Here is a 21,517-nt window from a genome sequence, read left to right as displayed (position 1 = left end):
CGCTGACCTGGCCGTCAGCCCTTCTTGGGACCAGGACCCTTGCCCTTGCCGTGCTCACCCCCCTTCGGCCGGTCTACTTTGCTTTTCCCTTCGGGCCCTCCTTGCCCTTGGGCTTCGGCGCGGCCTTGGGCTTCGGTTTCGCCGGGGCCGGCTTGGCCTTCGCCGGCCCGCTCTTGGCGGTGGCCTTGGTGGCCGGCTTGACCGGCGTCTTCACCGGCGGCGCGGTGGTCGGTGCCGAGCCGGCGATGCCGGAGACCTGCACGCCGCAGGTGCTGCCGCCGACGGTGAACTCCACCGGCAGCGTGTTGCTCCCGGTGTAGCGGCCGGCCAGTGTCAGCTTCGTCGACGCGCCGGGCGCCAGCGCCGGGTCCGTCGCCGGTGCGGCGATCGAGACGGTACGCCCCGCCTGACGCGCGGTGGGCTGGGACGTGGTCACGGTCTGCTTGCCGGGGAACGTGAAGTTCATGGTCCAGCCGCGCAGTTCCCGGTCGCTGGTGTTGGTGAGCGTCAGCTCGGCGGAGAAGTCCTTGCCGGTGTCGCGGCGCAGCGAATAGTCGACGGCACAGGGGATCGGCTCGGGCAGGCTCATCCGCGCCTCGGTCGGTTCCACCCCGCCGCTGGCCGGGCTCCGCGAGGTCAGCCCCCAGAGCGTGGCGGTGACCGCGACCAGGCCCACGGCGGCCACCCCGGCCTCGACCTTGCGCCGCCGCGCCACCGCCCGCCTCGTGCGGGTACGCACCGCCGAGAACGGCAGCGCGTCGGTCTCCGCCGACCACGGCAGGATGGTGGTGCCCGCGTTCTCGGCGAGCGCCGGGTCCATCCGGCCGAACGCCGGTGACACCGGCACGATCGCCGCGATACCCGCCGCTTCGGCGAGCGTACGGGCCACCTCGGCGGTGGCCGGGCGGTCCTCGGGCCGCTTGGACATGCACCGCTGCACCAGCGCGGCGACCGGCTCGGGCAGGCCCGGTACGGCGGGCATCGGGTCCGGGTCGCGGTACATGTGCGCGCGCAGCATCTCGGTGGTGGTGCTGGCCTGCCACGGCAGGCGGCCGGTGAGCATCCGGTAGAGCAGCAGCCCGACCGCGTACACGTCGGTGGCGGGCGAGACGTGCCCGTTGTCCAGCCGCTCCGGCGCGAGGTAGGCCGGTGTGCCGAGCAGCGCGCCGTCCGGCCCCTTGTCGCTCTCCCCCACCAGCGCCGAGATGCCGAAGTCGACGACCTTCACCCCGGTCGGGGTCAGCATGACGTTGCCCGGTGTCACGTCCCGGTGCACCACGCCCCGGGCGTGCGCGGCGGCGAGCGCCGAGGCGACCTCCGCGCCGATGGTCATGGCCTCCCGCCAGGGAAGCTGCCCGTCGCGGCCGAGCCGCCCGCTGAGCGGACCGCCGTCGACGAGTTCCATGACCACGTACGGGACGGTCAGGCCGACCTGCACGGACTCGCCGTAGTCGTACACGTTGGTGATGTTGGGGTGGCACAGCCGCGCGGCGGCCTGCGCCTCCACCCGGATCCGGTGCCGGAACGCCTTGTCGCTGGCCAGCCGCGAGGCCAGCACCTTGACCGCGACCTGGCGGCCCAGCACCTCGTCGTAGCCGCGCCAGACGACCGACATGCCGCCCGCACCCAACTGCTCGACGAGCCGATATCGCTCGCCGAGCAGTTGCACGCCGTTCCTGACCGGTCCACCCATGGTCGGTCCTGTTGCCCGAAGTCGACCCCGGTACACCTCAGCTGTCGGAATCGGTCAGAAAAGTCACCCGTTCAGGCGGTCGCGAGCAGTTGGTCCACCGGCGCGTAGTCGTCGGTGAGCACCATCGCGTCACCGACCCATTCGGTCACCCGCGCCTCGTCCATCAGCTCGGCCCGCTCGGGCAGCAGCTTCAGCCCGGGCGGGATCGCGGCGAGCGGCAGCGGCGCGTCCGAGGCGACGATGACGAAGTTGGCGCCCTGCTCCCCGTCGATCGCGCCGGGCGGGGCGATCAGCGCGACGTGCGCGAACTCGGCCTTCACGGTGGCCAGCTCGGCCCGGATGAACCGGCCCGGCGGGTAGTCGATGACGTTCTGCACGTAGATCCCGTCCGGGCGCAGCACCCGGCGGATGTCGGCGGCCATCTCCCGGGTGGCCAGGTGCCACGGCACCACCAGGTGGCCGAACGCGTCGCCGACGATGAAGTCGCGGCTGTCGGTCGGCTCGTCGCGCAGCAGCACCCGCGCGTCGCCCACCTCGGCGCGCATCTTCGGGCCGGTGCGCAGGCCCAGCTCCCGCCGGTCCAGCTCGACCAGCCCGCCGTCCAGCTCGAACACCAGGTTGTCGGTGCCGGGCCGGGTCGCGGCCAGGTAGTTCGGCACGGTGAAGCCACCGCCACCCAGGTGCAGCGCGTCCATCGGCTGCTTCGGCGGCCGCGCCACGTCCGCGACCAGGCCGATCCACTGCGTGTACGCGTACTTGAGGTGGTTGGGCTCGTCCAGGTCGACGTACGAGTGCTCGGCCGAGTTGAGGTACAGCGTGCGGCCCTGCGGCCACGACTGGTCCACCTCGACCCGGGCGCAGTGGTACGCGGTCTCCACGTCGCACGGGTTCGGCGCGGCGGCGGTGAGCCCGGCCGCGGCGAGACCGAGCAACGCCAGCGCGGCCTTGACCCGGCCCGGCGTGGACGGCCCACCGGCACCCGCCTGCCGACGTAGCCAGACGCCGAGCGCCAGCCCGCTCACTCCCAGCGCGGCGGCCAGCCCCAGCACGATGACGGAGCTGCGCAGCGCTGCCACCAGGATGAAGCCGGTGCCGAGCGTGGCGGTGATGCCGCCGAGCGTGCCGATGCTGGACAGCTTGCCCACCACCTGGCCGGTGCGGCGCAGGTCGGCGAGTTGGAGCTTCACCACGAGCGGGGTGATGGCGGACAGCAGCGCCGCCGGCACCACCACGGTCAGCGCGGTCAGCAGGAGCACCGCGCTCGCCGCGCCGCCGCGCAGCGCCTCACCGGCGTACCTGACGATCGGCAGCGTAACCGCGGTGGCGATGCCGGCCAGCACCAGCGCCGGGGCGAGAAGGGTACGCGGGTCACGCCGGTCGGCGAGCCACCCGCCGAACCACGCCCCGTAGGCGATCGCGGCCAGCGCCATGCCGATGACCGAGCTGGTCACCTGGAGCGTCACCCCGACGTACGGGCCGACCAGGCGCAACGAGACGGTCTCCAGCACCAGCACCGCACCGCTGGAGAAGAAGACGAGGAACGCGGCGAGCCCGTTGGGGAGGGCCCGCGGCGGAACCGGGGCGTCGGCCGCCGGTTCCGCCATGACGTCGGACGATGTGCTGCTCACCGTGGCGATGGTACGCAGCGCCACCGGCGGGCCGCGTCAATACATCGAGATGTGAACATGGTTTGTGTGGTCCGCGGCCGGGCTGCCACCACCGCTGTACGCGCGCCAGCCGGTGTTCGGCATCCAGATCTGCCGATACCAGATGACGTACATGATGCCGAGCCGGTTCGCGTTGTTCTTCGCCCAGGCGGCGAGGCTGTCGCCGTACGCCTTGTCGCCGCCGGTGGCGGTCTTGTCCTCGAACCCACCGCTGGCGGCGGAGAAGTCGCAGGCCCGACCCTTGGGGTGCTCGCCGCCGCCACCGCTGCGGTGGCACGAGGCGTACCGCTTGTAACCGGCCGCCTTGGCCTGCTGGAGCATGTGCAGCGTGCGCGGCGTGATGCAGCCGGAGGCGGGCGTCGGGTCGTCCACCGAGCAGGACTCCGACGGCCACGAGCCGTCCGAGTTGCGCGGCGCGGGCCGCGCCGACGAGGAGGTGCCGTTGAAGCCGGACCCGGCGCCCGAGCTGACCTTCGCCAGCGCCACCTCGGCGTCCTTCTTCTTGCGGGCCTGCACCGCGACCTGCTTGGCCTGCTCCCGCACCTCGGCGTCGATGGCGAGCTTCGCCTCGGCCGCCTGCGCCTTCGCGTCGGCCAGTTCCCGCAGCCGCTTGCTGTCCCGCTGGGCCATCACGTCCAGCTCGGCGGCGCGCTTGAGGAAGTCGTTCGGGTCGGCGCTCGCGAGCAGCATCGACGTCGCGGTCAGCCGGCCCATCCGGTACGACTGCGCGGCGACCTCACCGGCCTGCGCGCTGAGCCCGACGAGGCGTACCTCGATCTCGGTGAGCTGGGCGGCGAGCGCCTTCTGCCGGCGCTTGGAGTTCTCCAGCTTGTTCTGGGCCTCGATGTGGCCCTTCGCCGCCGCCTCGAGCGCCGCCCGCAGCTGCTTGCTGCCGCCCTCGTTCGGGGCGTTCGGGCTGGGTACGGCGGCGGCCGGCCCGGCGGCCACGCCGGAGCCGAGCAGCACGGCCACCGCGGCGAGCGCGGCGAGCAGCGACCGCCGGACGCGCCGGCCGGTAGGGCTGGTCCTGGGCACGTGTTGGTCCTTCCGTCGACCGCCGGCCCCCGTACACCGAGCGGCGTCTCCGCCGGCGCCGGACGGCGGCCTGCTGGCGGAGACCGCCGGTCACGATACCGGACCACGCGCGACACGCCAGGCCGGCGACGGCGTACGGCGTCCGACGTCGACGCAGCGTGCCGTGCTCGTCGCGCAGCGCCGCTCAACCGCCCAGCAGGGCGGTGCTCACCTCGTCCCAGATCTCCGGGCTGGCGGCCACGAGCAGTCCCTTGCCGTCGTCGGCCGGGTGGTAGTCGGCGCCGTCGAACCGGCGGGCCACGCCACCGGCCTCGCGCACCAGCAGCGTGCCGGGCGTGTGGTCCCACGGCAGGGTGCGCCAGAACAGCACGAACTGCTGCGCGCCGGTGAGGATGTCCAGGTACTCCCGGCCGGCGCAGTGCTGGCCGGGCAGCAGCTCACCGATGCGGCGGCCGCCCTCCTCGACCCGGCGGCGGAAGTCCGGGGGCAGGAACTTCGTCGCCGCGGTGCCGCGCAGCGCGCCCACCCGCGGCTCGGCCCGCGGCGCGCCCAGCGACGCCCCGTCCAGCCGGGCGCCCGCGCCGAGCCGGCCCGCCGCCATCGTGCCGTCGAGCGGGTCGTACACCCAGGAGGCCACCGGTACGCCGTCGGTGAGCAGCGCCGCCATCAGCGCGAACGGCCGGCGGCCGGCGGCGAAGTTGGAGGTGCCGTCGACCGGGTCGACGAGCCAGACGTCGCCGCTGCCGCGCAGGTGCCGCAGCAGGTCCGGGTCCTCGGCGACGGCCTCCTCGCCGACCACCACCGAGCCGGGACGCAACTGCCGCAGGCCCTCGGAGATCAGCACCTCGGCCTCGCGGTCGGCGACGGTGACCACCTCGCCGGGAGCCTTCTCGGAGATGTCGGACGCGTCGAGCCGGCGGAACAACGGCACGACGACCTTGGCCGCTGCCTCCTTCAGCAGCGCGCCGACGTCGTCCAGCAGCGGGTCAGCCACGCGGCGGCAGCTTGACCACGCTGACGAAGAACTCGTCGATCTGGCGGACCACGGAGATGAAGCGCTCGAAGTCCACCGGCTTGGTCACGTAGGCGTTGGCGTGCAGCTGGTAGCTGCGCAGGATGTCCTCGTCGGCCTGCGAGGTGGTGAGCACCACGACCGGGATGCGGCGCAGTTCCTCGTCCTTCTTGATCTCCTCCAGCACCTCCCGGCCGTCCCGCCGGGGCAGGTTCAGGTCGAGCAGGATCAGGTCGGGCGTCACCGCGTCCGCGTACTGGCCCTCGCGACGCAGGTAGGCGAGCGCCTCGGCGCCGTCGGAGACGACGGTGAGGCGGTTGCGGAGCTTGTGCTCCTCGAACGCCTCCTGGGTCATCAGCACGTCGCCGGGGTCGTCCTCGACGAGCAGGACCTCGATCGGGCTCTTGCCGTCCGCGGGCGCGGTCATCCCACCGTCTCCTTCATGCCACCGTTTGTACCGTGTCGGTCCGCCTCCGCGGGCGGCTCTTCGCGTGCCTCGCCGTCCGGCTGCCGCCCGACGCCCGCCGGGTCGCCCTCGGCAGCCTCGGCGGCCGGCGCCTCGGCCGGCTCCGCGTCGTCCGCCGCGTCCCCGTCCTTCGCCGCCTCCGCCGCCTTGGCGGCCTCGATGTCGGCCTCCAGCGCGGGGAGCGTGAACCGGATCGTGGTGCCCTCGTCGGCGTCCGTGTCCACCCAGACCCGGCCGCCGTGATACTCCACGATCTTCTTGACGATGGCCAGCCCGATGCCGGTGCCCGGGTACGCGTCCTTCGAGTGCAGCCGCTGGAAGATCACGAAGATCTTGTCGGCGAACTCCGGCTCGATCCCGATGCCGTTGTCCCGGCAGCTGATCTCCCACTCGTCGCCGACCAGCCGCGCCGACACGTGCACCTTCGGCGGCACGTCCGCCCGGCGGAACTTCACCGAGTTGCTGACCAGGTTGACCAGCAGGTTGGTCAGCAGCGGCTCCTCGCCGCGGATGGTCGGCATCTCGCCCCAGGTCAGGTCCGCGTCGGCGTACTGCAACGCCGCCTCGGTCTGCCCCGCGACGTCGCCCATCACCTTGTTCAGGTCGACCTCGGTGAAGCCGGTGGTCAACCGGCCGATCCGGGAGAACGCCAGCAGGTCGTTGATCAGCCGCTGCATGCGCTGCGCGCCGTCCACCGCGAACGCGATGTACTGGTCGGCCCGCTCGTCGAGCTGCCCGGCGTAGCGCCGCTGCAGGAGCTGGCAGAAGCTCGCCACCTTGCGCAGCGGCTCCTGGAGGTCGTGCGAGGCGACGTACGCGAACTGCTCCAGGTCACGGTTGGAGCGGGTCAGCTCCTCGGCCTGCTTCTGGAGCTGGCTGTTGACCCACTCGATGCGCTCGCGCGCCTCGCGTACCTCGTCCAGCTCGCGGGCGATCTTCATCCGCATCTGGTCGATGTCCTCGGCGAGCCGGCGGAACTCCGGCGGGCCGGACCCCTCGATGTGGTGCCGGTAGTCGCCGTCGGCCACCTCGCGCACCTGGCTGACCAGGGCCGCCAGCGGGCGGATCAGGATCCGGTCCAGCGAGAGCAGCATCACCACACCGGCAGTCGTCACCACCAGCGCGGCGATGACCAGCAGCACGACCAGCGCGTTGCTGGTCGAGTTGACCCGGTCGGCGGTCTCCTGCCGGACGGTGAGGATCTCGTCCTGAAGGGTGTTCACCGACGTCCGGATGCCGTCGAACTGCTGGCGGGTCGCGTCGGTGATCAGCGCCTGGCCGGCCGCCGCGCCGTCCCGCTCGACAGTGGTGATCACCGGCTCGGCCACCTGGGTCCGCCACTGCGCGGTCTGCTGCTCCACCACGTCCAGCGACCGGCGCACGTCCGGGTAGTCGGCCGACAGGTCCCGGATCGAGGCGGCCAGCGTCTGCTCGCGCTTCACGCCCTCCTGGTAGGGCTCCAGGTCACGGCGGTCACCGTTCACCGCGTACCCGCGAACCGAGGTCTCCTGGTCGAGCAGCACGCTCATCAGTTCCTGCGCCTGGACGCGCAGCGGGCCGGTCTTGAGCAGCACCGCGTCGATGTTCTCGCGGTTCTTCGCGGCGACCGCCGCCTCAGCGGCGGCCAGCCCGAGCAGCAGCACCACCACCACGCCGAGGAGCGCGACCACCCGCCGCCGCAGGGTCCACCCCTGCTGGTACGCCTTCACAGGTTCCTCCCCGTAGCCTTTCGCGCTCACGCTCACCGACCGCTACCGCGGGTCACCAGCAACATCGCCACGTCGTCGGCCAGCGGGCCGCCGTTTATCTGCTCGGCCCGCCCGACCAGCCAGGCGGGCAGCTCGGCCAGCGGCACCGCCCGGTTCGCCGGGTCGTCGAGCAGCCCCGTCAGGCCCGGCACGTCGAGGCGTTCGTCACCGCCGTCCACCCGGCCCTCGATCAGGCCGTCGGTGTACATCAGCAGGGACCAGTCGTCGGTGTCGAACTCCAGGTCGAAGGCGACCGGGCGGCGCGGCCGTACGCCCAGCAGCAACCCGCCCTTGGCCGGTACCGGCGCGACCTTCCCGCCGCTGAGCAGCAGCGGCGGCGGGTGACCGGCGAGCCGCACGGTGGCCCGTGCCGACGCCAGGTCGAGCCGGGTGGTGGCCACCGTCGCGAAGATCTCCTGGAGGCGGCGCTCGCTCATCAGCACCTGCTCCAGCGCGGGCAGCACTTCGTCGTCCGGCACCCCGGCCAGCACCAGGGCCCGCCAGGCCACGCGCAGTTCGACGCCGAGCGCCGCCTCGTCCACGCCGTGCCCGCAGACGTCGCCGACGATGAAATCGATCCGGTCCGGCCGGGTCTGCACCACGTCGTAGAAGTCGCCGCCGATCAGCGCGGCGTGCCGGCCGGGCCGGTAGAACGTGTGCACCGACACCTCGTCGGTGGTCATCAGCGGCTGCGGCAGCAGGCCGCGTTCCAGGCGGGCGGACTCGGCCTGGCGCAGCTCCACCTCACGCAGCCGGCGGGCGTTCTCGTCGGCCCGCTTGCGCTCCACCGCGTACCGCAGTGCCCGGGTCAGCAGGACGCCGTCGACCTGGCCCTTGACCAGGTAGTCCTGCGCGCCCTCGGCGACCGCGACGATGCCCAGGTGCTCGTCCGAGCGGCCGGTCAGTACGCAGACCGCCGCACCGCTGGCCATCTCCAGCACCCGGCGCAGCCCGTCCAGGCCCTGCGCGTCGGGCAGGCCCAGGTCGAGCAGGACGCAGTCGACGCCCATCACCCGCTGCCGGGCCTCGCTGAGGCTGGTGGCCACCAGCAGGTCGATCATCGAGTTGGTCTCGGCGAGCAGCTCGCCGACCAGGAAGGCGTCGCCTTCGTCGTCCTCGACCAGCAGCACCCGCAGCCGCTCGCCCGGCGGTACGCCGCCGTGCAGCCCCGCCCCGGCCGACGGCACGCGGACGGCACCCGACGCGCCGGAACCCCGCTGCGGTCGGGTAACCGCCGCGAGACGCGGGAGTTCGCTGGTGATGTCGGGCTCCTTCCGAATGCCCTGCTGATCCTGACTCAGACAACAGTCGCACACAACGCGACCGACACCGGCGCGGCGGAGCGTGTGACCGATCCACTTCCACAGCGGCGCGGTCGACAGACGATGTTACGCCGGGAGCGCTGTCACGCCCGCAGCGCACCGACCGAGGACTGCCGCCGCAGCCCTCGGGGGTGCAGGATGATCCCCACCCCGTAGATCCACCCCGAGGAGTCCCCGTGGGCGCACCCCCCACCCGCCCCGCCGACCGCGCGTTCACCCGGCCCCGCCGGCGGCCGATCGCCGCCGTCGCCGCGCTCGTCGCGCTGCTCGCCGTCGGGGCGGGCGTCCTGGCCGGCCTCTCCACCCCGGCGCCGGCCCCGGCGGACGCGCCCGAGGGCGAGTTCAGCGCCGCCCGGGCCTTCCGGAATGTCGAGGTGATCGCGGCCGAGCCGCACGTGGCGGGCAGCGCCGCCAACGACCGGGTACGCGAGCATCTGGTGACGACGCTGCGCGGGCTGGGCCTGCAGACCGAGGTGCAGGACGCGGTGGCGCCCGAGGCCGGGCAGCTGTCCGGCGCGGCGGGCGGGGCCACGCTGGCCCGGGTCCGCAACGTGGTGGCCCGCCTGCCCGGCACCGACCCGACCGGGAAGGTGTTCCTGGTCTCGCACTACGACTCGGTGCAGACCGGGCCGGGTGGCAACGACGACGCCGCCGGCACCGCCACGATCCTGGAGGTCGCGCGGGCGCTCACCACCGGCCCGCGCCCCCGCAACGACATCGTCTTCGTGCTCACCGACGCGGAGGAGGCGTGCCTGTGCGGGGCCGCCGGGTTCGCCGGCGACCATCCGCTCGCCCGCGACGGCGGCGTCGTGCTCAACCTGGAGGCGCGTGGCTCCACCGGCCCGGTGATCATGTTCGAGACGTCCCGGAACAACGCGAAGCTGGTGGAGATCTTCGGCAGGGCCGCGCCGCACCCGGTGGGCACGTCGTTCGCGGTGGAGATCTACCGGGCGCTGCCGAACGACACCGACTTCACCGCGTTCCTGGACCGGAAGTTCGTCGGGCTGAACTCCGCCTACATCGACGGCGGCGCGATCTATCACACCCCGCTGGACGTGCCGGCCCGGGTCGACCGGGGCAGCCTCCAGATGCACGGCGACAACGCGCTCGGCCTGGCCCGTGAGTTCGGCCGTACCGACCTGGGCGACCTGCGCGCCGGCCACGACGACACCTACTTCCCGGTGCTCGGCGGGCTGGTGCGCTACCCCGGCTGGCTGACGCTGCCGCTCGCGGTGGTCGCGCTGCTCGCCGTCGGCGCGCTCGGCTGGCTCCTGCGCCGCCGGGGGCGGGCCACCGCCGGCACGCTCGCCGCCGGCTTCGGCCTGACCCTGCTGCCGGTCGTCGTGGCCCCGCTGGGCGCGTGGCTGCTCTGGGCCGCGATCACCACGATCCGACCCGGGTACGCCGAACTGCTCGACCCGTACCGCCCGGGCTGGTACCGGCTCGCCGTCGTGGCACTCTCCGCCGCCGTGCTGTTCTGCTGGTACGCGCTGCTGCGCCGCCGGGTCGGCCCGGCCGCGCTGGCGTTCGGCGGGCTGGCCTGGCTCGCCGTGTTCGGTGTGCTGCTCGCCGTGGCGGTGCCCGGTGGGGCGTACCTGACGACACTGCCGGCGCTGGTCGGCGCGCTCGCCGGTTTCGTGGCGCTCGCCACCCGGCGCGACGGACCGTGGCCGGTGGTCGCGGTGACGCTCGCCGCCGCGGTCGCGGTGGTGATCCTGCTGCCTCCGGTGGTGCTGTTGTTCCCCGCGTTGGGCATGGGCATGGGCGCGGTAGCCGCGCTCGTCGCGGTGCTGCTCGGTCTCGCCGTACTCCCGGTGGTGGACCTGCTGCACCCCCGGGCCGGCGGCCAGCGCGGCCTGCTCGCGCTGCGCGCACGCCGGCTCGGCGCGCTGCCCGCCGCGGCCGCCGCGCTGGCGGCGGTGGTGCTCGCCGGGGTCGGCCTCGCCGTGGACCGCTTCGACGCCGCACATCCCGTGCCGACCCACCTGATGTACGCGCTGGACGCGGGCACCGGGAAAGCGGCCTGGCTCACCCGGGAGGAGAAGCCGCAGCCGTGGACCGACGGCTACGTCGACGGCACGGTCTCGATCGCCGACGACTTCCCCGGGCTCGGCCCCACCGAGCTGCGCGGCGGCTCGGCCACCGCCGCGCCCCTGCCCGCGCCGAAGGTGGAGCTGCTCTCCGACACCCGCACCGGTGACCAGCGCGTGCTGCGGGTACGGGTGGTGCCGCAGCGGCAGGTACGCCTGCTCACGCTGCACGTCGACACCAGCACCGCCACCGTGCGGTCCGCATCGGTGGCCGGACGGGACGTGCCGGTCGAGCCGGCCGACGGCAAGTGGGGGTTCGGGGTCGTGTTCCACGCCCCGCCGCCGGAGGGTGTCGAGGTCACGCTGACGCTCGTGCCCCGGGGCGGTGCCGTTTCGGTGCGGGCGATGGACGCCAGTGACGGGCTGTCCTCCGTGCCCGGGTTCCGGCCCCGGCCGGAGGGTGTGGGCGTGGTCGGGTCGCACAGTTCGGAGATGCTGGCGGTGGCGCGCACGTACCCGCTCTGACCGCCGCTTGATCGACACAGCCGCTTGATCGACACCACCTCGCCGAAGTGGCGGTATCCCCACGCCGGGATGCCGCCACTTCGGCGTACTGGCTGTGGGTCAGCGCCGCCCCAGCACCTCGGCGACCCGCAGGAAACCGTCCGCGCCGTGGCCCAGCCCGACGGCCCGGCGGGCCATGCCTTCGACCGCACGCATCACTCCGGCGTCGATGCCGTGCGCCTCGGACGTGTGGACGATGTGCGCCATGGACGACACGGCGGAGGTGATCGGGTTGCCGTCTCCGGGGAAGCTGCCCGTGTCCATCTCCGCCGCGCCCTCCTCGAAGATGGGCGGCAGGATCGCGGCGATGCCAGTGGCGAACGGCGCGAGTTCCCGGGCCGTCACGCCTTCCGCCTTCGCCACCGCCAGCGCGTGCGCGTAACCCGCCATCGCGGTCCAGAAGATGTCGAGCAGCGCGATGTCGTACGCCGCCGCGCGCCCGATCTCCTCGCCGAGGTGGGTGTGGGTACCGCCCAGCGCGTCGAGCACCGGCTGGTGCTCCTGGTAAAGGCCGGCCGGACCGCTGTAGATGAGCACCGCGTCCGGGGTGCCGATAGTGGTGGTCGGCGTCATGATCGCGCCGTCCAGATACCGGATGCCGTGTCCGGCCGCCCATCGTGCGGTGTCGCGGACCCGGTCCGGGGTGTCGGCCGTCAGGCTGACGACCGTTCGCCCTTCGAGCGCGGCGGTCACGGCGTCGCGTCGCAGGATCGCGTCCGACGCGTCGTAGTTCACCACGCAGACCACAGTCAGTTCGCTCGCGGCGACCGCCTCTTCGGCGGTCCGTGCGCTTGTCGCGCCCCGCTCGACCAGCTCAGGGTCCTTGCCCGGCGTGCGGTTCCAGACCGTCGTGGGCACTCCGGCGCTCAGGAAGGCGCCGGCCAGCGCACGACCCATCGGTCCCAGACCGAGCACCGTGACAGACTTGTCGGGATTGGTGTTCACGCAGACTCCTCTTGTCGAACGGGACGCAGATGACGCGCAGCCGGGCCCAGGATCTGAACGTCTGTGGAGTGACGGCCGCGATCGCCGTGATCGACGGCAAGTGGAAGACAGCCCTGCTCTGGCTGCTGGAATCCGGCCCGCGCCGCCCCGGAGAGCTGCGCCGGCAGCTTCCGGGCCTCACCGAAAAGGTGCTGACTCAGGCGTTACGGGAGATGGAGGGCGACGGCCTGGTGCACCGGGAGGCGTACGAGGTGCTGCCGTTGAAGACCGAGTACTCGCTCACCACTTTCGGCCGCGAACTGGCCGAGGCGCTGGCTCCCCTCTCCGACTGGGGCCACCGCCGCCTGGACAAACTCGCCGAAGCCCGCACCGCCTCCTGACCTGCCCCTTTTCGCCTCCACCCACAACCAGGTTCGTCGCCGTCGCGCACGCCGACAAGTACCCACAAAAAAGTGGCTACGCCTGTTGATCGACGGCGAGACTCGGGCCATGGAGTTCTTCTGCTACCACCGCGATCGGCTCGGCTCGGCACCTCTGCGCCAGGAGCTGATCGAGGAACACTGGTCCTACATGGACCGGCACGCGGAGCAGATGATCGCGCGCGGCCCGACCCTCGCCGACGACGGTTCACCGACCGGCAGCGTGCACATCCTGAGCCTGCCCGACCCGGCGGCCGCCCGGGCTTTCGCCTTCGACGAGCCCAACTACCAGGCCGGCGCGTACCGGGACGTGATGCTGCGGCGGTGGCGGAACATGCTGGGCCGCACCATGTGGGAGTTCCCCGGGGGCCGGACCGGTGGCAACCGCTACCTGGTGCTCGGGCTCGGTCCGGAGCAGGGCGCCGGTCCGGTGCTGCCGCAGTGGCAGGACGAGCTGATCGCGTACGGGCCACTGCTGTCCGACGACGGCGGGACGTGGGTGGGGACGGCGGCGCTGGTACGGGCGGCCGGGCCGGACGAGGCACGCGCCGTGCTGACCGCCGACCGGTACGCCGAGGTCGAGGTGCACAACTGGGTGTTCGGGGGACGCCCAGCGTGACCGGCTACTTCCAGCGGAAGTGGACGAACAGCCGGCCGAAGTTCTTCGAGTCCTTCTCGACCCGGTGGTAGAGCTGCTTCACGTCCTTCTGGTCGAGGAAGCGCAGCACCTTCTTCTTCAGCGCGCCCGACCCCTTGCCCGGGATGATCTCCACGAGCGTGGCCTTCTTCGCCACCGCCTCGTCCATGATCCCGCGCAGCGCACGATCGATGTCGTGGCCCTTGTTGTAGATGTCGTGGAGGTCGAGCTTGAGCTTCACGGTCCCATCCTAGGTACGCGGAAGGGCAGCCCGCCCGGGCTGCCCTTCCGCGTCATCGGTCAACGACCGACTTTGCCCTCCACCCGGCGCAGCGCGGTGGCGTAGTCGGTGTTCGTCGAGTACATCGCGGCCGCGATGCGCAGGTGCCGCAGCGCGTCCACCGGCCGGTTCATCCGCTCCAGCGTGCGGCCGAGCACGTGGTGCGCGTAGTGGTCGCTCGGGTCGCGGTCGACCAGCTCGCGCAACTGCTCCTCGGCCCGGTTGAGCTGGGCCGACTGGAAGTACGCGCGGGCCAGCAGCTGCCGGACCGAGGAGTTGTCCGGCTCGGCCTCGATGATCGGTTCGAGCAGCCGGGCCGCTCCGGTCGGGTCACCCGCTTCGAAGAACATGGTCGCCCGCCGGTACTCCGCCAGAAGATCCACTCGACCCACCTCCTCGTGTCGCGCCAGGCCCTTGGTCCGACGCTGGCACAACACCGGCGCGAGCGCGAGTGTTCCTGCGGGGCGAAAGATCAGGTGGTCGGGTCGTACCGGCCGCCGATCAGGTCCCAGGCCCGGACACCACCGACGATTCCGGCAGTGTTGGGGACGATCACCACGTCGTCGCCCATCCGGGCCACCTGCTCGGGCCGGATCAGCCGGGAGTTGCCGCCGCCGAGATACAGCCGGTCCCAGCGGAACACCGGCCGCAGGCCGTCCACCACCTGCCGGATCCGCCGGGACCAGAACGCGTCGCCGAGGCGCCGCCGTTCCGGCTCCCCCACGTACGTGTCGTAGGTGGTGTTCCAGCGCACCGGCGCGTGCGACAGCTCCAGGTGCGGCGCCAGCGTCCCACCGTCGAACAACGCGCTGCCCAGCCCGGTGCCGAGCGTCAGCACCAGTTCGCAGCCGGTCCCGGCGACCACGCCCGCGCCGTGCACCTCGGCGTCGTTGAGCACCAGCGCCGGCACGCCGAACGCCTCGGCCAGCGCGGTGCGCGCGTCGTAGCCGGACCACTCGGCCAGCAGCTCGGGGTCGACGCGGCTGCGCGGCCCGGACCGGGTCACGTAGTGCGGCGTCGCCACCACGACGCCGTGCCGGATCATGCCGGGCATGCCGACGGTGAGCCGGTCCGCCGTGGGCAGGCGGGCGCCGAGATCCAGCAGCGTCTTGACGAACAGGCCGGGCGGCAACGGGTACGGCGTGGGCACGCGCAGCGGCCGGGCGCGCATGGTTCCGGCGGCATCCAGTACGGAGGCCTTGATCCCGCCGCCACCGCAGTCGATCGCCAGTGTGGTCACCACGGCTGTGAGTCTCCCTCAGATCGGTGCCGCCGCAAGCGCGGGTCACGGTAATCCGGATGCGCCCGCCGGTAGGCTCGATCACCTGATGAGCGCCACGTTGATCGCCAAGGACCTCACCGCCGGCCACGGTGACCGCCTCCTCTTCGAAGACCTCGACCTGGTCGTCGCGCCCGGCGACGTGGTGGGTCTGGTCGGGGTCAACGGCGCGGGCAAGTCCACGCTGCTGCGTACCCTCGCCGGTCTTGTCCCCCGCGAGCAGGGCTCGGTCTCGCTGAGCCCGCCCACGGCGACCGTCGGCTACCTGCCGCAGGAGCCGGAGCGCCGGCCCGGCGAGACGGTCCGGGAGTTCCTGGCCCGGCGCACCGGGGTGACCGCCGAGCAGGCCGCGCTGGACGCCGCCACCGAGGCGCTCACCGCCGGGGCGGCGGGCGCCGACGACGCGTACGCGAACGCTCTGGAACGTTGGCTCGACCTCGGCGGCGCGGATCTGGACGAGCGGGCCGCGCAGGTGGCCGCGGAGCTGGGTCTCGACGTCGGCCTGGACCATCCGATGACCGGCCTGTCCGGCGGGCAGGCCGCCCGCGCCGGGCTGGCGTCGCTGCTGCTCAGCCGGTACGACGTCTTCCTGCTGGACGAGCCCACCAACGACCTCGACCTGGCCGGGCTGGACCGGCTGGAACGCTTCGTCACCGGCCTGCGCGCCGGCACCGTGGTGGTCAGCCACGACCGCGAGTTCCTCACCCGCACCGTCACCCGGATCGTGGAGCTGGACCTGCACCAGCGGCAGGTCAACCACTACGGCGGTGGCTACGCGGCCTACCTGGAGGAGCGGGAGGTGGCGCGCCGGCACGCCCGCGAGGAGTACGAGGAGTACGCCGACACGAAGGCCGACCTGGAGGCGCGCGCCCGCACCCAGCGGGCGTGGATGGAGAAGGGCGTCAAGAACGCCCGCCGCAAGGCCACCGACAACGACAAGGTCGGGCGCAAGTTCCGCGCCGAGTCGACCGAGAAGCAGGCCGCGAAGGCCAAGCAGACCGCCCGGCTGATCGAGCGGCTGGAGGTGGTCGAGGAGCCGCGCAAGGAGTGGGAGCTGCGGATGGAGATCGCCGCCGCGCCCCGCGCCGGCGCCGTCGTGGCCTCGCTCCGAGGAGCAGTGGTACGCCGTGGCGGCTTCACGCTCGGCCCGGTGGACCTGCAGATCGACTGGGCCGACCGGGTGGCGATCACCGGGGCGAACGGCTCCGGCAAGAGCACCCTGCTCGCCGCGCTGCTGGGCCGGCTGCCACTGGACGAGGGGCACGCCGCGCTCGGCCCGGGTGTGGTGGTCGGCGAGGTCGACCAGGCCCGGGGACTGTTCCTCGGCGACCAGCCGCTGCTCGACGCGTTCGGCGCCGCCGTACCCGATCTCGCCCCGGCGGACGTGCGGACGCTGCTGGCGAAGTTCGGGCTGCGCGCCGACCACGTGCTGCGCCCGGCGGCGACGCTGTCCCCCGGCGAGCGGACCCGGGCCGCGCTGGCCCTGCTCCAGGGGCGCGGCGTGAACCTGCTCGTGCTCGACGAACCGACGAACCACCTCGACCTGGCCGCGATCGAGCAGCTCGAGTCGGCGCTGGCGAGCTACCCGGGAACGCTGCTGCTGGTGACCCACGACCGGCGGATGCTCGACGCGGTGAGCGTGAACCGGCGGCTGCGCGTCGCGGACGGACGGATCGCCGAACACTGATCCGTGCCGAGTCGCCCGCGCGGGTCCACAATGAGCGCATGCTCAAGTGGGAGTACGCGCTGCTGGTCCGCCGCCGCCAGGCCGCCACCACCGACACCGGGTGGGAGGTCGTTTTCATCTGGTACGGCCCGGACGGCTCCATGATCGACGTGACGCCGTACGGCGACACCGCGCTGGCCCACCTGAACCGGGCCGGTGACCAGGGCTGGGAACTGGTCGCGATGAGCGAGGACCCGTCGCTGCCGGGCAACAACGAGTTGCACCGCTACCACCTCAAGCGCCCGAAGACGACTGCCGCCCAGCCCCGCCAGCGCATGCGGAGCTCCCGCACAGTCCGCCGAACCCTCTCCCCCTGACCCTCTCTCTTCACCCCGCGCCCTCACCCCGCGCCCTCACCCCGCTGATCTTGCAGTTGCGGCCCCTAGCATGCCCCTTTCGGGAGCTTTGCCCCGGCCACAACTCCATGATCGACGGGCGCAGCCAGGCCCCCGCCATCTCCGCGCACAACCCGACCCGAGACCGGCCGTGATCAAGGAGTTTGTGTCCGATCCGGGGCCCACAAAGACACAAACTCCTTGATCAACGAGGTGGGTCCGGGTGGCCCCTCGCCCGATCAAGGAGTTTGGGTCCATCCACGCCGCTGGTGCCAGCACCAACTCCTTGATCAGCGCCGCGTCCCGAGCCGCGGGAGATCTTGGAAGGAAAGTGCCCCCATAGGGGCCGAAATCTTCCAAGATCTCAGGTGCAGTCCGGTGATCAAGGAGTTTGTGTCATCGAGGGGTCGTCCGGTGACAGAAACTCCTTGATCACCGGCGACAGGCGGGGCGGATGGCTGGGTGCGGTGGGGCGGGCGGGCCGGGGGCGGGCGCGGGCCGGGGGCGGGCGCGGGCCGGGGGCGGGCGGAGCGCGGACCGGGCGGAGCGCGGGCGGGTCGGGCGGGGCGCGGACCGGGCGGAGCGAGGGCGGGCCGGGAGGGCCGGGCGGGGCGAGGGCGGAGCGCGGACCGGGCGGAGCGAGGGCAGGGGCGGCGGGGGCGACGAGGGCGGCTGGGCGGGGAGGGCGGCTGCCGGGCCCCGGGTCGGCGGCGCCTGCGCCCGCGCGGTGGAGGGGGGCGTGCTGCCGGGGGCATATGGGGGCGAAATGGGGGTAACGGGCCGCCGGAGGTGGCGCATGGTGGCGATGGGGCAGACCGCGCTTGCGGGTGAGCGACTCCGGCAGACCGACGGCTTTCTCGCCGAGGCGTGGGCCGACATGGTCCGGCACGACGAGCGGCTGCGCGGAACGGCGGTCGAGGTGCGCTTCGACCGGGGGGTGGCGCACCTGACCGGTGAGGTCGCAGATGCGGATCAGCTACGGCTGGTACGGGAGCTGATCGGCCGGCTGTCCGGCGTACTCGGGGTCTGGTGCCGGGTCACCGTGGCCGGGCGGGCGCCGGTGGTGGTCGACCTGGGCTGCGGTGCCACCAAGCAGTGGCCGGGCAACCTGGGGCTGGACATCTATCCGGCACCGGGGGTGAACGCGGTCGCCAACCTGGCCGGCTCGCTGCCGCTGCGCGACGACTCGGTGGACGTCTTCTTCGCGGTGCACATCGTCGAGCACCTGATCGACTTCCTGCCGCTGTTCGACGAGTGCCACCGGGTGCTGCGTCCGGGTGGCGCCCTGCACGTGATGAGCCCCTGGTGGCGGCACGTGAACGCGGTGGCCGACCCTACCCACGTACGCCTGCTGGACGTGCAGACGTTCAAGGGCATCTGCGGTCAGCGTCCACCGGGTACGCCGCGCTGGTATCCGCTGCACGTCGGCTGCGACGGCGCGTCAATCTTCGCCGACCTCACTCCCCTGCCCCCGGATGCGCCCGCCCCGCCCGCGTCCCATCTGGCCCGCTTCTTCGACTGACCCCCGACCGGGCCGAACCCACCCGGACCCACCCCGCACCCACCCCGTCGATCATGAAGTTGGCGGCACTCCAGGAGATCGACATCGCCGTCAACTTCATGATCGACGCGGCTAAGGAGGGGCCAAGGAGGGCCAGAGGGAGAGCTAGGCGGATTCGCGGAGGGCCAGGTGGTGGGGGGCCACCAGCTCGCGCGGTGGGGCGTCGCGGTCGGGGCCCAGGCGGCCCGCCAGCAACTCGACCGCGAGACGGGCGATGCGTTCCTTGTCCGGGGCGACCGTGGTCAGCGTCGGGATCGAGAAGCGACCGTCCTCGATGTCGTCGAAGCCGGCCACCGCGACGTCCTCGGGCACGCGCAGGCCCATCTCGTGCAGGGCACGCAACGCGCCGAGCGCGAGCGTGTCGTTGAAGCAGAAGACGGCGTCGGGGCGTACCCCCGTGGTGAGCAGGTGCCGCATGGCGGCGGCGCCGTCCGCGCGGTGCCAGGCCGGCGCGGGCGCCACCAGGCGGTCGTCGTAGGCGATGCCGGCCTCGGTCAGCGCGGCGGTGTAGCCGGCCAGGCGGAGCCGGGCGCTGGCGCCCTCGGGGGTGCGCTGGGAGCCGATCGCGGCGATCCGGCGGCGGCCGAGCCCGATCAGGTGGGCGGTGATCTCCCGGGCGGCGGCCACGTTGTCGATCATGACGTGGTCGGCGGGGCCGTGGTCGACCCGCTCGCCCAGCAGCACCATGGGCAGGCCGGCCAGCGCGGCGAGGTCGTCGGCGGTGAGTGCGAGCGGGCTCAGGATCAGGCCGTCGATCATGTGGTCGCCGATGCCGCTGGCGGCCTTGCGTTCCTGCTCGGAGCCGCCGCCGGTCTGGTCGATGAGGACGGTCCAGCCCTGGTCGGCGGCGGCGGTGACGACGTGCCGGGCCAGTTCGGCGAAGTAGGGGATGTCCAGCTCGGGCACGGCCAGGGCGATCACCCCGGTACGCCCCTTGCGCAGGTTGCGGGCCGACAGGTTGGGCCGGTAGTTCAGCGCGGCGATGGCCTCCTCGACCCGGGCCCGCGTGTCGGCGCGCACGTGCTGGTAGCCGTTGACGACGTTGGAGACGGTCTTCACCGACACTCCGGCCCGCTCCGCGACGTCCTTGAGCCTGTGCCGCACTGCACTTCCTTCCGGTGAACGCTGGCCGCACTGTACCGCGTCACGACGACGTAACGACCTCTTTACACGAGCGCTTACAACGTTGTAGAAACCAGTGACAGCGGGGTGACCGCGGTCACCCGCAACAGCAGCGAGAAAGAGGTTGGCATCGTGCCGAACGCGCAGCTCACGATCGATCCGGCGTTCCGGGTCGCGCCGGCGGACCGCCGGATCTTCGGTTCCTTCGTCGAGCACATGGGGCGTTGCGTCTACGGCGGGGTGTACGAACCGGGGCATCCGAGCGCCGACCGGCGGGGTCTGCGACGCGACGTGCTGGACCTGACCCGCGAGCTGGGCGTGTCGGTGGTCCGGTACCCGGGCGGCAACTTCGTCTCCAGCTACCGCTGGGAGGACGGCGTCGGCCCGGCCGGCGACCGCCCGCGCCGGCTCGACCTGGCCTGGAAGACCATCGAGACCAACGAGTTCGGCCTCGACGAGTTCATGACCTGGGCGGCCGAGGCCGGGGTCGAGCCGATGATGGCGGTCAACCTGGGCACCCGCGGCGTGACCGAGGCGCTCGACCTGTTGGAGTACACCAACCACCCGGGCGGCACCCAACTGTCCGACCTGCGCCGCAAGCACGGCGCCGAGCAGCCGTACGGGGTGCGGCTGTGGTGCCTCGGCAACGAGATGGACGGGCCGTGGCAGGTCGGGCACAAGAACGCCGACGAGTACGGCCGCCTCGCCGCCGAGACCGCCCGCGCGATGAAGATGATCGACCCCTCGATCAGCCTGGTCGCCTGCGGCAGCTCCGGCCGGGGCATGCCCACGTTCGCCGCGTGGGAGGCGACGGTGCTGGAGCACACCTACGAACACGTCGACTACATCTCCGCCCACACCTACTACGACCCCACCGACGGCGACCGGGCCAGCCTGCTCGCCTCCGCCGTCGACATGGACGCCTTCATCACCGAGGTCGTCGCCACCGCCGACTACGTGGGCGCCAAGCTGCGGCAGAAGCGCAAGCTGAAGATCTCCTTCGACGAGTGGAACGTCTGGTACCAGTCCCGCCTCCAGTCCGACCTGGACCGGCGCGGCTGGGTCGAGGCGCCGGCGCTGATCGAGGACGACTACACGGCCGTCGACGCGGTGGTGGTGGGCGACCTGCTGATCACCCTGCTCCGGCACGCCGACCGCATCGGTGTGGCCTGCCAGGCGCAGCTCGCCAACGTGATCGCCCCGATCCGTACCCGCAACGGCGGCCCGGCCTGGCGGCAGAGCATCTTCCACCCGTTCGCCCTGACCGCCCGGTACGCCCGCGGCACCGTGCTGCGGACCGAGCCCACCGGCCCGACCTACGAGACCCGCCGGTACGGCGACGTGCCGGCGCTGGACACCGTCGCCGTGCACGACGAGGAGACCGGCGCTCTGGCCGTGTTCGCGGTGAACCGCAGCTCGCAGGACCTCCCGCTCGACCTGGACCTGCGCGGCCTGCCCGGCCTGCGGGCCGAGGCGCACACCACGGTGGCGGCCGGGACCGACCCGGACGCCACGAACACCGAAGCGGACCCGGAGCGGGTCATGCCCCGGGACCTCACCACGCCCACCGTCGACGGCGGCCGGGTCTCCGTGCTGCTGCCGGCCACCTCCTGGAACCTGCTGCGCTTCGTGCCGGCGCTGTGACCAGGCAATACTCCATCCCGTCCCCCAAGGAG

Annotated in this window: 19 protein-coding genes; 7 read left to right on the top strand and 12 right to left on the bottom strand. The window is 72.7% G+C overall.

What is annotated here, in order from left to right; genetic code table 11:
- Nucleotides 1-73 precede the first annotated feature (73 nt).
- The 7 genes from O7607_RS15440 to O7607_RS15410 form a co-directional block, all read right to left on the bottom strand.
- Nucleotides 74-1,693, bottom strand: coding sequence for a serine/threonine-protein kinase (locus O7607_RS15440; protein WP_269703926.1), 1,620 nt, complete (start codon nucleotides 1,691-1,693; stop codon nucleotides 74-76).
- Nucleotides 1,694-1,764: 71 nt separating this feature from the next.
- Nucleotides 1,765-3,297 (bottom strand): fused MFS/spermidine synthase, encoded by a 1,533-nt coding sequence (locus O7607_RS15435; protein ID WP_269706990.1) that lies wholly within the window; start codon nucleotides 3,295-3,297, stop codon nucleotides 1,765-1,767.
- Between the two features lie 60 nt (nucleotides 3,298-3,357).
- Nucleotides 3,358-4,395: a coiled-coil domain-containing protein gene (locus tag O7607_RS15430; protein ID WP_269703924.1), complete on the bottom strand. Its 1,038-nt coding sequence runs from the start codon at nucleotides 4,393-4,395 to the stop codon at nucleotides 3,358-3,360.
- A gap of 184 nt (nucleotides 4,396-4,579) precedes the next feature.
- Nucleotides 4,580-5,389, bottom strand: coding sequence for an inositol monophosphatase family protein (locus tag O7607_RS15425; protein WP_269703922.1), 810 nt, complete (start codon nucleotides 5,387-5,389; stop codon nucleotides 4,580-4,582).
- Complete coding sequence (locus O7607_RS15420) at nucleotides 5,382-5,834, bottom strand: response regulator (protein WP_091569521.1); 453 nt, start codon at nucleotides 5,832-5,834, stop codon at nucleotides 5,382-5,384. Before O7607_RS15420 ends, O7607_RS15425 begins: the two co-directional genes overlap by 8 nt.
- Nucleotides 5,831-7,582 (bottom strand): sensor histidine kinase, encoded by a 1,752-nt coding sequence (locus O7607_RS15415; protein ID WP_269703920.1) that lies wholly within the window; start codon nucleotides 7,580-7,582, stop codon nucleotides 5,831-5,833. The genes O7607_RS15420 and O7607_RS15415 overlap by 4 nt, the downstream gene beginning before the upstream one ends.
- Before the next feature lie 32 nt (nucleotides 7,583-7,614).
- A complete protein-coding gene (locus tag O7607_RS15410; protein ID WP_269703919.1) occupies nucleotides 7,615-8,808 on the bottom strand; it encodes a PP2C family protein-serine/threonine phosphatase in 1,194 nt (397 codons plus the stop codon).
- A gap of 311 nt (nucleotides 8,809-9,119) precedes the next feature.
- Between O7607_RS15410 and O7607_RS15405 the strand changes: the two genes are divergently transcribed.
- A complete protein-coding gene (locus O7607_RS15405) occupies nucleotides 9,120-11,498 on the top strand; it encodes a M28 family peptidase (RefSeq protein ID WP_269703918.1) in 2,379 nt (792 codons plus the stop codon).
- A 99-nt stretch (nucleotides 11,499-11,597) separates the two neighbouring features.
- Here the strand turns inward: O7607_RS15405 and O7607_RS15400 are convergent, their stop codons facing one another.
- Nucleotides 11,598-12,482 (bottom strand): NAD(P)-dependent oxidoreductase, encoded by an 885-nt coding sequence (locus O7607_RS15400; protein ID WP_269703917.1) that lies wholly within the window; start codon nucleotides 12,480-12,482, stop codon nucleotides 11,598-11,600.
- A 29-nt stretch (nucleotides 12,483-12,511) separates the two neighbouring features.
- Here O7607_RS15400 and O7607_RS15395 point away from each other — a divergent pair, with 29 nt between their 5' ends.
- Nucleotides 12,512-12,862: a winged helix-turn-helix transcriptional regulator gene (locus O7607_RS15395; protein WP_013475175.1), complete on the top strand. Its 351-nt coding sequence runs from the start codon at nucleotides 12,512-12,514 to the stop codon at nucleotides 12,860-12,862.
- Nucleotides 12,863-12,971: 109 nt separating this feature from the next.
- On the top strand, nucleotides 12,972-13,520 hold the full coding sequence (locus O7607_RS15390; RefSeq protein WP_269703916.1) for a YciI family protein: 549 nt from the start codon (nucleotides 12,972-12,974) through the stop codon (nucleotides 13,518-13,520).
- Nucleotides 13,521-13,524: 4 nt separating this feature from the next.
- On the opposite strand, the gene O7607_RS15385 is transcribed toward O7607_RS15390, so the two are convergent.
- The 3 genes from O7607_RS15385 to O7607_RS15375 form a co-directional block, all read right to left on the bottom strand.
- The gene (locus O7607_RS15385; RefSeq protein ID WP_013288724.1) at nucleotides 13,525-13,779 is read right to left on the bottom strand and encodes a Smr/MutS family protein; all 255 of its coding nucleotides are present in this window, start codon (nucleotides 13,777-13,779) and stop codon (nucleotides 13,525-13,527) included.
- A 59-nt stretch (nucleotides 13,780-13,838) separates the two neighbouring features.
- On the bottom strand, nucleotides 13,839-14,201 hold the full coding sequence (locus O7607_RS15380) for a tetratricopeptide repeat protein (RefSeq protein WP_018787684.1): 363 nt from the start codon (nucleotides 14,199-14,201) through the stop codon (nucleotides 13,839-13,841).
- 89 nt (nucleotides 14,202-14,290) lie between these two features.
- A complete protein-coding gene (locus tag O7607_RS15375) occupies nucleotides 14,291-15,061 on the bottom strand; it encodes an ROK family protein (RefSeq protein WP_269703915.1) in 771 nt (256 codons plus the stop codon).
- A gap of 85 nt (nucleotides 15,062-15,146) precedes the next feature.
- Between O7607_RS15375 and O7607_RS15370 the strand changes: the two genes are divergently transcribed.
- From O7607_RS15370 to O7607_RS15360, 3 genes are all read left to right on the top strand, one after another.
- Entirely contained in the window at nucleotides 15,147-16,784 is a 1,638-nt protein-coding gene (locus O7607_RS15370) for an ABC-F family ATP-binding cassette domain-containing protein (RefSeq protein ID WP_269703914.1), read from the top strand.
- A 38-nt stretch (nucleotides 16,785-16,822) separates the two neighbouring features.
- The gene (locus O7607_RS15365) at nucleotides 16,823-17,140 is read left to right on the top strand and encodes a hypothetical protein (protein WP_269703913.1); all 318 of its coding nucleotides are present in this window, start codon (nucleotides 16,823-16,825) and stop codon (nucleotides 17,138-17,140) included.
- A gap of 814 nt (nucleotides 17,141-17,954) precedes the next feature.
- Entirely contained in the window at nucleotides 17,955-18,680 is a 726-nt protein-coding gene (locus tag O7607_RS15360; protein ID WP_269703912.1) for a BON domain-containing class I SAM-dependent methyltransferase, read from the top strand.
- Nucleotides 18,681-18,824: 144 nt separating this feature from the next.
- Here O7607_RS15360 and O7607_RS15355 read toward each other — a convergent pair whose 3' ends face one another.
- Entirely contained in the window at nucleotides 18,825-19,823 is a 999-nt protein-coding gene (locus O7607_RS15355; RefSeq protein ID WP_269703911.1) for a LacI family DNA-binding transcriptional regulator, read from the bottom strand.
- A 150-nt stretch (nucleotides 19,824-19,973) separates the two neighbouring features.
- Between O7607_RS15355 and arfA the strand changes: the two genes are divergently transcribed.
- Entirely contained in the window at nucleotides 19,974-21,485 is a 1,512-nt protein-coding gene (gene arfA / locus O7607_RS15350) for an arabinosylfuranosidase ArfA (protein ID WP_269703910.1), read from the top strand.
- Nucleotides 21,486-21,517: the final 32 nt, after the last annotated feature.

Origin of the sequence: Micromonospora sp. WMMA1949 (assembly GCF_027460145.1) — a bacterium.
Lineage (GTDB): Bacteria > Actinomycetota > Actinomycetes > Mycobacteriales > Micromonosporaceae > Micromonospora.
This window is presented reverse-complemented; position numbering and strand designations above follow the sequence as displayed.